Genomic DNA, 12,368 nt, shown 5'->3' on the forward strand with positions numbered 1-12,368 from the left:
GATTGGCGCGAGTTGTGCTGGTTTCCAAGGTATTCCGTTATTGTTGGACGGAATTACGAAATGGTACAACTGTACGGTACCGACCCGGTGCCGGAGGACGACGTGTGGATCCGGCGAGGGGTGGTCGCTTATGTCCGCGAAACGATTCGAGCCGGGCGAGTTCGCCCTCGGGCTATGGGAGTTGACGGCACTGGTGCTCTCGGCTACCTCCCTCGACGAGGCGTTACCCGATCTCGCCGACATCACGGCCCGCATGCTGCCCGGCCATCCGCTGGTGGGGATCACGCTGCTGCGCGGCAGTGAAACGATCGTCGTCGCATCGAGCGGGATGCACGCCGCGCTGGTCGAGGATATCCAGTTACGGGCCGACATCGGCCCCTGCCCGGAGGCCATGCAAACCGGTCAACCAGTATTGATTTCCGATGTGGCGGCCGAGCACCGATGGGAGGACTATCCGGCGCGGATGCTCGAGCACGGCATCAGGTCGATCTATTCCCAGCCGCTGACGGTCCGCGACTCCGCGATCGGCGCGTTCAATCTGTATGCGCGGCGTGCGGATGCCTTCGACTCCGCTGCGCGCCACGCCATCACCCTGGCCGGCTCGCACACCAGCACCTTGTTGGCGGCAGCGATCGAGCGGTCCCGTCAGGCCCGGCTGACCGGGCAACTCCAGGCCGCGCTGGCCTCGCGGTCGGTCATCGATCAGGCCCTGGGCATCGTGATGGGACAGCGGCGATGTACCCGCACGGCGGCCTTCGACATCCTGCGGACCGCCTCCCAGCGCCGCAACGTCCGGGTTGCCGAGCTGGCCGCCGACCTGATCCGCTCCGTCACCGGAACCGCGCCCGACGCAACGCATTTCGACCTTCCCGACGATCCTCGACGGCTGTAGATCATGTCCGTTTCGCACCCGGCGAACCAGCATCGACGTAGAATTGCCACGTTGTCTTCCCGAGTCCCGAAGCGCGGCTCTGAACCTCTACAGGTTCACGACTCTGGAGGAAAAGTGGATCCTGCGAATGGTGGTGTCGATCCAGAGTTCCTTGTGCCCCAGGGCTTTTTTCGAGACGGGCGGGGGGCCGATCGCGCGGAATTCGCCAACCTGAGCGACCGCTTGGTGCGGCATTTATTCGATGTCGGATTGCAATTGCACACGCTCCGTGCCGTTTTCGAGCAGCACGACAGCAGCGAACGAGAGATCCGCGCGGCCAGCGACGCGGTCACGGGGTTGCTCGACGATTTGGACATGCTGATCCGCGACGCCGGCCTGGCCGTGCTGGTCCTGGAACGCGATCCGGAGCCGCCTGAACTACCACCACCGATGAGACGTAAACGGCGCAGATGAGTTTCGTTCCTACGATCCCCCAGGAGGGCTTCATGCTGTTCCTCGATCGTCGTGACGCCGGTCGGCGCCTGACCGGGCATCTGATGGCCTTCCGCGGCCCCGACGTGGTGGTCGTCGGCCTGGCGGGCGGCGGTGTCGCCGTGGCCGCGGAGATTGCGGCGCGCCTGCGCGTGCTACTCGACGTGATGGTCGTCCACGATCTGCGTCCGGGGCGATCGACTCCGCCGTTCGGCGCGATCGCCGAGCGCGGTGTGCGGGTGGTCGACCACGATCGAGCGCGCGCCCTGCCCACCGAGGCCTCCGAGCTGACCCGGATCGAGCGGCACGAACGAGATGCGTTGCGGCGCAGAATAGAACGGTTCCGGAGCCTGCGCCCGCGCGGCGGCCTTGCCGGGCGCACGGTCGTGATCGTCGACGAGGGCCTGACCTGCGCCGCGCGGGCGCGTGCCGCCTGCCGAGCCGCCTATGCCCACGGTTCGATCCGAGTCGTCTTCGCCACCCCGGTCGCCGCCACCCCCGCCATCGAAGCCCTCACCGGCGACGCCGACAAGGTCGTCTGCCTGCACACCCCCGACCACCTCGACAACATCGCCGACCACTACCGCAACTTCGAACCGATCGACGACGAGGACATCTACAACCTCCTACACCGTCCCCGCCCCGGCGAACTAACCTCCTGCGCCCCCCGCCGAGCGGGTTGACCCCTCCTCCGCCAACCCCGTCGGCGCGACGTGCTTGCTCGTAATCCCGGCATGACCACTCGTAATCCGGCATGGCCACTCGTCATCCCGGCACGCCCATTCGTCATTCCGGCACGCCACTCGTGATCCCGGCGCGCCACCCGTCATTCCGACGCGCCCACTCGTGTTCCGGCGCATCCACACGTCGTCCCGGCGCGCGCCCACGCGTCCCGGCGCACCCACTCGTCATCTCAGCGCGCCCAATCGTCATCCCGACGCGCCCACTCGTGTTCCGGCGCGTGCACGCGTCGTGCCGGCGCGTGCCCACTCGTCATCCCGGCGCGTCCACGCGATCCCCGCGCGCCCACGCGTCCCGGCGCACCCACTCGTCATCCCGGCACCTACTCGTCGCCCCGACGCGCTCACTCGTCATCCCGGCACGCTTTTGGCCGGGACCGCAGTACATTCCGGCCAGAAGCGCGCCGGAATGGCGTAGGGGTTCAGGCCGGGCCGGGTGTTTCAGGGGGACTTCGGCAGGCCCAGGCGTTCGGTGAGGCCGTCCAGGAGGCAGCCCAGGGTCCAGGCGATCGGGTCGGCGGGGCCCGCGCCGGTGCGGGCGCGGTACCAGCGGGTGAAGGCCGGGTAGCGGCCGTCGGCCAGCATCGGCTCCACCAGGGGGCGCGCGGCGGCGTCGAGTTCCTCGTCGGTGGTCAGGCCCGCGCGGGTCCGCATGCGCAGTTCCTCGGCGGCCTGGAGCGCGGCACCGACGATATGCCCGTCGACGGCGCCGGTGATCAGGGTCAGGTCGTCGGCGGACAGGCCGAGCGGCTCCAGGAGCGCGAACCGAAAGTCGAAGTAGCGCAGCGCATTGGGGCCCAACGGCGGCCGTGTATGTACCAGCTCACCGAACCACAGGTGACGCTGAATCACGTCCCACGTGTCCAGCGCCAGGGTTTCCAGACCGCTACGCCAGTGCACCGGAGGCGTTGCGGGCAACGGTATTTCGCCGTAGACCGCGTCGATCATCAGATCCACCAGACCGTCCTTGCTGCCGACATAGCGGTACAGAGACATCGGGGTCGAGGCCCCTACCGCCGTCGCCACCCGGCGCATGGTCAGCGCGCGCGCCCCCTCGGCATCGGCGATCGCCAACGCGGCGCGCAGGATATCGGCCCGGCTCAGGCTGGTCGTGGGCCGGCCGGGCGGTTCGGGCAGGGACCAGATGAGCGGCCCCGGCGCCTCCTCCGTCATGACACCTCCTTGCCCGCATTCAATCATTGGTGTACAACGTACACATGGCGTACAACGTACACTCATCTCGCGTCCTGATCGTCGGCGGCGGGCTGGTCGGCCTGGCGGCGGCGTTGTTTCTGCAGCATCACGGCGTGCCCGCGACCCTGGTGGAGCGGCGGACCGACACCTCGCCCCAGCCGAAGGCGCGGCGTATCAACATGCGAACCATGGAGCTGTTTCGGCAGCTCGGCATCGCCGACGACGTCATGGAGGCGGCCGCCGACCTCGCCGAATACCAGGCGGTGGCGGCCGGGCCCACGCTGGCGCAAGCGACGCAATTGCCGTTCGACCTGCCCGGCGGCCTCCCCGACTGGGACACGATCTCACCGGAATGGGGTTGTCTGTGCGCGCAGGATCTCCTGGAACCGACACTGCGCCGCCTCGGCCAGTCCCGCGGCTGCGATATCCGCTTCGGCGTCGAATGCACCGAATTCGCCGAGGACGCAACGGGAATCACCGCAACCTTGCGCGCGCTCGACGGTTCGGTCGGACAGTTACGGGCGGATTACGTCCTCGCCGCCGACGGCGCAGGGAGCCCGATCCGGCAACGGCTGGGCATTACCCGCAGCGGCCGCGGCACCCTCGGCCGGGCGGTGAACGTGTACTTCCGTGCCGACCTGTCGGATCTGGTACGCGGGCGGGAATTCAACCTCTGCCAGATCGAAAACGACCGCGCGCCCGGTGCTTTCGCCTCGGTCGACGGAGCCCATCGCTGGATCTTCATGAGCGACCAGGGCATCGATCGTCCCGCCGCCGAGTGGCCGCGGGTCCTGCGGGAGGCCATCGGCGTCCCGGATGTCGACATCGAGGTGCTGAGCGTACTGCCCTGGGAGTCCGGCATGTTCGTCGCCGACCGGTACCGCGCGGGCCGGGTGTTCCTGACGGGCGACGCCGCCCACGTGATGCCGCCGTACGCGGCCGCAGGCGCCAACACCGGCATCCAGGACGCGCACAACCTGGCCTGGAAGCTGGCGCTGGTGTTGCGCGGCGACGCCGATCCGTCCCTGCTCGACAGCTATCACGACGAACGCCACCCGATCGGCTGGTACATCGCCGACCAGTCCAGCATCCGAACGGGCAACCTGCGCACCATGACCCGCGAGTCCATCGACGGAACTCCGCTGGCCGATCCGATCGCCCTCATCCTCGGTACCCGGTATCCGTCGGGTGCGTTTCTCGACGACGGCAGCCCGCACACGATGGAGCGGCTGGATCTGACCGGTCGGCCCGGTACCCGGATACCCCATCGGTTCCTGCCCGACGGCCGCTCCACACTGGACCTGGTCGACACCGAGTTCACGCTGCTCACCGGGCCTGCGGGCGCACCGTGGCGAGACCCGGCACTACCCGTGCGAGTACATGAACTCGACGAAACCTGGTGCTCTGCAGCGGGTTTGGAACCCGCCGGTGCTGTGCTGGTCCGGCCCGATCAGGTGGTGGCCTGGCGTGCCACCAGTTTGCCCGGGGATCCCGGGAGCGCACTTCGCGCGGCCGTCGACCAGATCCTGGGCCATCGTTCCATTTCACGCACGGCGAACTTGACCTGAAGTTAACTTCAGCTTCTACGTTGGGGGCATCAACGAGATACCGGAGGTAGAGATGACCATGCGACCCACCCTGAGCGACCAGGCCGCCGAGGCGCAGGCACACGCCGTGGCCGGGGAGTTGGCCGCGGAATTGCAGCGGGCGGGCGAGACCGCCGATGCGGACCTGTACGACAACTCGTTCGCCACCGATGTGCTGTGGGGCACGCCCTTCGGCGCGACCGTGATCGGCTACGACCGGCTCAACGCCATTCACCACCAGCTGATGGACCGGCAGGTCGCACCGCCGTCGCGGTTCGAGGTGGTTGCCGCGGCCAGCCCGGCTCCCGGCGTGGTCGTCACCCAGATCCGCAGGCAGGCAACAGATCCCGGCGCATTCTCCGAGATGGCGATGTACACGCTGATCGAGCGAGAGGGGCGCTGGTGGTTGGCAGCGGCACAGAACACCCCGATCGACCCCACCAAAGCGGCGCTGACCTCCGGAATCGTCCCTGCCGCGGCGGCTCAGCAGAATTCGTAGCGGACGAAATTGCGAACCGGCTCGTAGCCGATGGCCTGATAGATCCTGTTCGAGGTCGGATTCGCCAGATCGGTGAACAGGCACACCCGAGAGCCCTTGTCGTGCAACAACTTCGACACGTGCGCGGTCAGCGCTCCGGCGTACCCGCGTCGGCGCGTCTCGGGCGGGGTGTAGACCGGTCCGATGCGGGTCCAGCCGTAGGCGCGCGTCTGATGGACAACCAGCGACACAGGTCGGCCGCGATCCTCCCACAACCACAGGCGCCCCAGCGCGATTCGGGACCGGATGGCGGCTCTGTCCAAGCCCACCCCTACTTCACGCTGCATCCGTGCCAGCCACCGGACGCAGAGTTCGATATCGGAATCGACTGCGCTGCGAGCGGTTCCGGGCACCGCGGGTAGCCGCAACTCGCCCAGGCGGTACAGGCGGCTGGCGTCATCCAACCGAAACCTGCCGCCGCGCAGGGTTGTCCACTGTTCGGCAAACACCAGGGCAATTCCAGGTGAGCCCTCGACCCCGCAGGCTTCGGGAGCGTGCTCCGCGAACGCCAGCGCCAGTTCGGGCAGGATCGGATCCGGCACATCGCCCAGTTCGACGACATGAGCTCCGGTCTGCATGGCAACCCCGATCACCGCCCCGTCGATACATACGGCGGCGAACAATGCCGGACCCCCGCTCAGCCCACTGACAAAGTTCTCCACGGCAGTGGCAATCACTGTATGCCGCAAGGGATCACGTGACAGAAACTCCCCCGCGCGCCGCCGGAACTCGGCTGCGTCGTCGGTCAGCTCGATCCTCATACCAGCTCACAGTAGGCGCGAAAGACCCTGCCGCCCACTGCTTTTCGGTGAGCGCGCTCAGGCCGAGCCGTGGTTGTCGGCGCGCAGCTTCAACAGCACCAGACCGGCGGTACAGGCCAGAATCAGACCGGCAACGGTGACCTCCACCCGCAGACCCGCGATCCCGAGGACTGCTCCGGTCAGCCCGCCCAGGAAGATCATCCAGGCCGCCACGCGGGAGACGATCGCCCACCCCCCGAATCCCGCACGGCCCGAATCGTTCTCCGACACCGCGCGCAGCGGGGATGTCGAATATGCTCCCATCACTTCTCCTCGATGACGCCCTCGCGAGGTGCCCGCAAATTCCCGGTGTCCCTCAGTACTTTTCAGGCGTCTCACGTGTAACTTTGCTCACACGGTACGTCTCCGTTGCCAAATCTTCATACGACACGTGTCCACGACACGCCGAAGTGACCAATTCGATATCTGAATCGCCGCTGTTTTAGATTACCGGCGGGTATTTTGCGACCGACCGGCATGCCTGGCCCGAACATGCGGCCTCGATTAAGGTGAGGCCCACTCGAGACAGTTTGAGGAGCAGCACACTCATGGATGGCAGCAGGGCGAGCACGGGGGATCGCGCCGACGACATCCCGCGTCGCCTGAACGCCAAGGTGGCCGGCCCCGCGATCGCCGCCGGGGCGGTATCGGTCGGATTGGTGCTGATCGGTTCGTGCGGCCTCGGCCGTCAGGACGTCTACGTCGCGCCGCCGCCACTACACGCGGATCTGCAGTCCGCACCTCCGGGCAGCCGCTCGGGCACCACGACCCCCGCGATCGTCATCCCGCCCTCGCCGACGTGGCGCATCGCCGTCAACGCCCCGCCCCGGCGCACCCTCACCAGCACCCCGAGCAGCACCTCGACCACCACCCGCCCCTCCTTCGGCAGTTCCTCCTCGACCAGCAGCCCCACCCGGACAACCGAACCGTCCACCACCACGGAACCGCCGCTGACCACCGACCCGTTCGACGACGTCGAAACCACCACATCCAAAAGCCGCCCGGCCCCCACAACCACCCGTCCGGTCCCCCCGACCTCAACCACCCACATGCGCCCCACCCCCAACTAGGCGCCCACCCACAGCCGCACCCCGCGTTGTCAAACGCACCCCCTCCAGCACCTGCGCAGGGTGCGTCTGCACACAGCGGGTGCGGCTACATCCGGCGCCGCGGGCGACTGGTCGACCCCGGTGGCGCACTGGCGATCTCAGCCGCACCCCGTGCTGGCACCCGCAACCCGTGCAGGCGCTGGTGGGGGTGCGGGTGCGGAGAAGGGGTGCGGCTGGGTGGCTAGAGTTCGACCAGGTCGTAGCGGGCTACTCGGCGGGTGAGGACCTGGAGGTGCTCGAGGCTGCCGCCGAGGGTGCGTTCGATGGCGGTCAGGCGGGCGGTGTAGTGGCTCACCGGGTATTCGGTGGTGATGCCGATGCCGCCGTGCATCTGGACCGCTTCCTGACCGATGTGGCGCGCCGAACGCCCGACCTGCAGGCGGGCGCGGGAGAAGACGATCGGATCGCCGGCCCCGTCGGCGAGTGCGGCGGTGGCGTAGTAGCTCATGCTGCGTGCCAGTTCCAGCGACACGTACATGTTCGCCGCCCGCTGGGTCAGCGTCTGGAACTTCGACAGGGTCACGCCGAACTGCTTGCGGGTCTTCAGATATTCGGCCGTCAGCCGCAGCGCCTCGGCCATCGCGCCGACCGACTCCGCGCACAGGGCGGCCTGCGCGGCACCGATGCCGGACGCGATGGACTCGGTGGCATCACGGGTGTCACCGAGCAGTTCGGCAGGGGCGGAGGCGAATTCGAGCTGCGCTCCGCGCCGCTGGTCGAAGGTCCGGTAGGGCTTGCGGACCACCCCCTCCCCGTCGGCCGCCACCAGGAACAATCCGTTGGCGCCGCCCGGCAGCACCGCGCTCACCACCAGCTCGTCGGCGCAATCACCGTGTGGCACCGGGTTTTTCACCCCGGTCAGCCGATAGCCGTCACCGTCGGGATCTGCGGCGGCCTGGGTCGCCACTTCGGTTGCGGGCCAGCGCGATCCGGGTTCGGAGTGCGCGAAGGCCAGCAGTTTCGTTCCGGCCACCACCTCCGGCAGCACCCGTTGCCGCTGCTGCTCGGTTCCGGCCCGCGCGACCAGACCGCCCGGCAGCAGCACCGCATCCAGCAGTGGCTCCGGCGCCAGCCGACGGCCGATCTCCTCCATGACGACCATGGTCTCCACCGGTCCGGCACCGACACCGCCGTCCGCTTCGCCGAAACTCAGGCCCAGTACGCCCAATTCGGCCAGCTGAGACCACACCTCGCGGCTCCAGCCCAGCTCGGAGTCGATCACCTTCAGCCGGGATTCCGGGTCGTAGGCACGCGCGAGCAGTTCACGGACCGTGTCACGCAGCATGACCTGTTCATCGGTGAGTTCGAAATCCATGACAGCGCCTCACAATCCGAGGATGGTGGAGGCGATGATGGTGCGCTGCACCTCGCTCGAGCCTCCGTAGATGGTGGTCTTGCGGTAGTTCAGGTAGGCGGGACCGCTGCGCTGTGCCCAGTCCGGGGAGGCGATATCGCCGGTGCCCACCGGCAGCGCGTCCGGGCCCGCGATGTCCAGCAACAGTTCGGTCGCGGCCTGCTGCAACTCCGAGCCGCGCAGCTTCAGCACCGACGACGCCGGATTCGGTTTGCCCTCGGTGGAATTGGCGACCACCCGCAGCAGCGTCAACTCCAGCGCCAGCAACTCGTTCTCCAGCTCGGCGACGCGGGCGGCGAACAGCGGATCCTCCAGCAACGTGCCGTTACCCGATTTTACCTGTGCCGCATGCTCTTTCGCGACCGCCAACCGGACCTTGGTGCGGCCGACACCGGTAATGCCGGTACGTTCGTTGCCGAGCAGGAATTTCGCGTAGGTCCAGCCCATGTTCTCCTCGCCGACCAGCTGATCGGCCGGCACCCGGACGTTTTCGAAGAAGACCTCGTTCACCTCGTGGTGGCCGTCGATCAGCTTGATGGGCCGGATGGTGACACCGGGAGATTTCACGTCGAACAGCAGCAGCGAGATACCGGCCTGCTTCTTGGGCGCGTTGGGATCGGTGCGCACCAGGCAGAAGATCCAGTCCGCCCACTGGGCCGAGGTGGTCCAGATCTTCTGGCCGTTGACGAGATAAGAGTCGCCGTCGCGCACCGCGGTCGTGCGCAGTGCGGCCAGGTCCGAACCGGCGTCGGGTTCGGAGAAGCCCTGGCACCACCAGATGTCCAGCGCCGCGGTCGGCGGTAGGAACCGCTCCTTCAGCTCCTGAGAGCCGAACTGGGCGATCACCGGGCCGATCATGTTGGCGTTGAAGGTCAACGGTTCGGGCACGCACGCCAGCTGCAGTTCGTCTTCCCAGATGTGGCGCTGAATCGGCGTCCAGTCCTTGCCGCCCCATTCGGTCGGCCAGTTCGGTACCGCGAGGCCGTGTTCGTGCAGGATCTTGTGCGAGGTGACGATGTCGTCGCGGGAGAGTTCGCGGCCGTATTTCACCTTGTCGCGGATGTCGGCCGGGATCTCGGTCCGGTAGAACCGGCGCAGATCGTCCCGGAAGGCCACCTCGTCGGGTGACAGGGCAAGTTTCATGGGCTTCTCCCACTGCGTTCGTATGTCCGTGATCGAACTTACCCCCCGGTAATCAGGGGTTGTCGGCTGGATCACAACGGCCGCGGCGGATCGGTACCGTGACCGGGCCCGCACAACCGGCGGCGAACTGGTACGTTGCTGCGGGGAGGCCGGATTCGTCTTCTTCCGGCCGCCGAGGAGTTCACGACAAGGAGCACCACGAGTGAACGGCAGGACCATCGCGCGCCTGGCCGCGACTGCGGCCGCCTTCGGAATCGGCACGGCGACGCTGGGCAGCGCCACCGCCGAACCGCCCAAGTCACCCCTCGATCACGCGATCGATCAGCTCACCGCTGCCGCGGGCCCGGATCCGGCCGCCCAGGCCGGGGCGATGTCGGCGGCGAGGGCGGCGCAACTGGTCACGGCCGTGAAGCTCGATCAGATCGCGGGCGGGTTCGCGCCGTTCGCGTATCAGGCGCCCACCATCGGCTGCGGCGACAACTTCATCACCTTGACCGCGGCCGCGGGCGTTTCCGGCGCATCCGGACCCAACCGCGGCATTGCGGGCGGTCCCGGCACGCTGCGCTTCCAGGCCACCCCGGCGGTGTCGGGCTACCCGATCGCCTCGGGCCTCACGGTCGCCTGGCTGAACGTGAGCAACGGCCGCAGCGGTATCAACCCGCTCGACGACCAGACCGACTACCACCTGCCCGGCCTGTCCAAGACCGTCGAAACCGGCCCCGGCACCGTTGTCGCCTCGATGTGGGGCACGGTCAACTACCCCACCTCGCTGTGCGTCATGACCCCCACGGTCGGCCTGTTCACCGTCGCCGAGGACCCGGCCCCCGCCGACCCCAACACCCCCCAACCCGCCCCGCCCGCCCCCAACGGCGCCCCCGCGGGCGAAACCTCCCCCGGCACAACCCATACCGACCCCAAGGCCATCCCACCCGGCGACAACGCCCCGGCCTCTCCCCACCACCCCTCCCAACCCCCGGTAGCCCCAGGCGCCGTAGCGGCCACCCCCAGCCCCGAACCCACCCACACCTTGATCGCCCCGGGCAACGACACCCCCACCGAGCACTAGAACTCCGCGCCCTTCCGTCTCTTCACACCCCTACGCCCATAGCAGGTACCAAGCGCCACAACGAGTGCGATGCGCCTCCCCGCCGTGTCCACTTCCCACGCCTCGCACCCAACGTGCACAGGCAGTACGAAACACCGCGGCGAGAGCGGCGCCGAACCGCCCCCGGCAGCCGACTGCCGGGTAAGTGCCGCACCATTTTTGGCGCATCGCAAACCCCAGGGCCGTCCATAGCTGGTGCGACACGCACCAAAGGATGTGGCGTAGTGATCGTGGCGGGAAGTGCCGCAACACTTGGCGCATCGCACACTCCAGCGCCGTCCATAGCTGGTGCGACACGCACCAATGGGTGCGGCGTTGTGAAGGTGGGCGGGTAAGCGCCGCACCGCTTTTGGCGTATTGCACCTGTTCGGCCGGGCGTAGGCCGTCGGGTGATCAGGGATCCAGGAGGGGCGCTTGGTCGCCGAAGACGTATGTGGTGTTGGCGGAGAGGAATTCGGTGGGGAAGCCGGGGCGGAAACCGGTGGCGGATTCGAGGAGGTCGATGGCTTCGGAGGGGAGGGAGACCTCGAGGGTGCCGAGGTTGTCGAGGAGTTGGTCGAGGGTGCGGGCGCCGATGATGGGGTGGACGGCGTGTGAATGGGCGCGGGTCCAGGCCAGGGCCACCTGGGCGGGGGTGTAGCCCAGGTCGCCCGCCACGCGCTGGACGACGCGGGCGACGGCCAGTTCCTGGGGGCAGATCGACGACGGGGACAATCGGCACCGCTCCCCCGGCCCCTCGGCACGGGTGTACTTGCCCGACAACACACCTGCGCCCAATGGGCTCCAGGCCGCCACACTCATGCCCAGGGACTCCGCCATGGGCAGCAGTTCCCGTTCGATATCGCGATTGACCAGGCTGTAGGGCACCTGCAAGGCCGCGAACGGCGTCAGGCCCCGCTCCTCGGCGAGGGTCTGCGCCCGCGCCACCACCCACGCCGGCGCATCCGAAATGCCTACATACAGCACCTTGCCCGAGCGCACCACATCGTCGAGGGCACGCATGGTCTCCTCGAGCGGAGTGTGCCGGTCCCAGACGTGCACCCAGTACAGATCGATGTAATCGGTACGCAGCCGCCGCAGACTGGTCTCCAGCGACAGCCGCAAATTCTTGCGATGATTGCCCGCCGCATTGAGATCGCTGCGATCCCGCGTCACCGTGTACTTGGTCGCCACCACGAAGCGATCCCGCCGCCCGTCGAGCAGCTCCCCGAGGAACTCCTCACTGGCTCCCCCGCGATAGTTGACCGCGGTATCCACGACATTCCCACCCGCATCCGCATACGCGTCCAGGATCTCGCGACATTCCAGCAGCGGAGCGCCCACACCCCCCTGCTCACCGAACGTCATTGTGCCCAAGAACAGTTCGGAAACCCGCAGCCCGGTGTTTCCCAGCAGCCGATACCGCATCGACGTTCCTCTCCCGCACACGGTAGAGG

Annotated in this window: 13 protein-coding genes; 7 read left to right on the forward strand and 6 right to left on the reverse strand. The window is 67.8% G+C overall.

The window, feature by feature from the left end; all coding sequences use genetic code 11:
• Positions 1-130 precede the first annotated feature (130 nt).
• From IU452_RS01630 to IU452_RS01640, 3 genes are all read left to right on the forward strand, one after another.
• Positions 131-892: a GAF and ANTAR domain-containing protein gene (locus IU452_RS01630; protein ID WP_195107053.1), complete on the forward strand. Its 762-nt coding sequence runs from the start codon at positions 131-133 to the stop codon at positions 890-892.
• Positions 893-1,006: 114 nt separating this feature from the next.
• Positions 1,007-1,345, forward strand: a complete 339-nt coding sequence (locus IU452_RS01635) for a hypothetical protein (RefSeq protein WP_195107054.1) — start codon at positions 1,007-1,009, stop codon at positions 1,343-1,345.
• The gene (locus tag IU452_RS01640) at positions 1,342-2,046 is read left to right on the forward strand and encodes a phosphoribosyltransferase family protein (RefSeq protein ID WP_195107055.1); all 705 of its coding nucleotides are present in this window, start codon (positions 1,342-1,344) and stop codon (positions 2,044-2,046) included. The genes IU452_RS01635 and IU452_RS01640 overlap by 4 nt, the downstream gene beginning before the upstream one ends.
• A 498-nt stretch (positions 2,047-2,544) precedes the next feature.
• Here the strand turns inward: IU452_RS01640 and IU452_RS01645 are convergent, their stop codons facing one another.
• Complete coding sequence (locus tag IU452_RS01645; protein WP_195107056.1) at positions 2,545-3,276, reverse strand: TetR/AcrR family transcriptional regulator; 732 nt, start codon at positions 3,274-3,276, stop codon at positions 2,545-2,547.
• Positions 3,277-3,320: 44 nt separating this feature from the next.
• On the opposite strand from IU452_RS01645, the gene IU452_RS01650 reads away from it, so the two are divergent.
• Positions 3,321-4,865, forward strand: a complete 1,545-nt coding sequence (locus tag IU452_RS01650) for an FAD-dependent monooxygenase (protein ID WP_195107057.1) — start codon at positions 3,321-3,323, stop codon at positions 4,863-4,865.
• A gap of 52 nt (positions 4,866-4,917) precedes the next feature.
• A complete protein-coding gene (locus IU452_RS01655) occupies positions 4,918-5,382 on the forward strand; it encodes an SgcJ/EcaC family oxidoreductase (protein ID WP_195107058.1) in 465 nt (154 codons plus the stop codon).
• Here the strand turns inward: IU452_RS01655 and IU452_RS01660 are convergent.
• Both IU452_RS01660 and IU452_RS01665 read right to left on the reverse strand, forming a co-directional pair.
• Positions 5,367-6,182, reverse strand: coding sequence for a GNAT family N-acetyltransferase (locus tag IU452_RS01660; protein ID WP_195107059.1), 816 nt, complete (start codon positions 6,180-6,182; stop codon positions 5,367-5,369). The genes IU452_RS01655 and IU452_RS01660 overlap by 16 nt on opposite strands.
• A 57-nt stretch (positions 6,183-6,239) precedes the next feature.
• On the reverse strand, positions 6,240-6,485 hold the full coding sequence (locus tag IU452_RS01665) for a hypothetical protein (RefSeq protein WP_195107517.1): 246 nt from the start codon (positions 6,483-6,485) through the stop codon (positions 6,240-6,242).
• 284 nt (positions 6,486-6,769) lie between these two features.
• On the opposite strand from IU452_RS01665, the gene IU452_RS01670 reads away from it, so the two are divergent.
• Entirely contained in the window at positions 6,770-7,291 is a 522-nt protein-coding gene (locus IU452_RS01670) for a hypothetical protein (protein WP_195107060.1), read from the forward strand.
• A 220-nt stretch (positions 7,292-7,511) separates the two neighbouring features.
• On the opposite strand, the gene IU452_RS01675 is transcribed toward IU452_RS01670, so the two are convergent.
• Together IU452_RS01675 and IU452_RS01680 are read right to left on the reverse strand one after the other, a co-directional pair.
• Positions 7,512-8,645, reverse strand: a complete 1,134-nt coding sequence (locus IU452_RS01675; RefSeq protein ID WP_195107061.1) for an acyl-CoA dehydrogenase family protein — start codon at positions 8,643-8,645, stop codon at positions 7,512-7,514.
• Between the two features lie 9 nt (positions 8,646-8,654).
• Positions 8,655-9,827 (reverse strand): acyl-CoA dehydrogenase family protein, encoded by a 1,173-nt coding sequence (locus IU452_RS01680; protein ID WP_195107062.1) that lies wholly within the window; start codon positions 9,825-9,827, stop codon positions 8,655-8,657.
• Between the two features lie 202 nt (positions 9,828-10,029).
• On the opposite strand from IU452_RS01680, the gene IU452_RS01685 reads away from it, so the two are divergent.
• A complete protein-coding gene (locus IU452_RS01685; RefSeq protein ID WP_195107063.1) occupies positions 10,030-10,893 on the forward strand; it encodes a hypothetical protein in 864 nt (287 codons plus the stop codon).
• Between the two features lie 432 nt (positions 10,894-11,325).
• Here IU452_RS01685 and IU452_RS01690 read toward each other — a convergent pair whose 3' ends face one another.
• Entirely contained in the window at positions 11,326-12,339 is a 1,014-nt protein-coding gene (locus IU452_RS01690; RefSeq protein ID WP_195107064.1) for an aldo/keto reductase, read from the reverse strand.
• Between the last annotated feature and the right edge of the window lie 29 nt (positions 12,340-12,368).

The organism is Nocardia transvalensis (genome assembly GCF_015477765.1).
GTDB lineage: Bacteria > Actinomycetota > Actinomycetes > Mycobacteriales > Mycobacteriaceae > Nocardia > Nocardia transvalensis_A.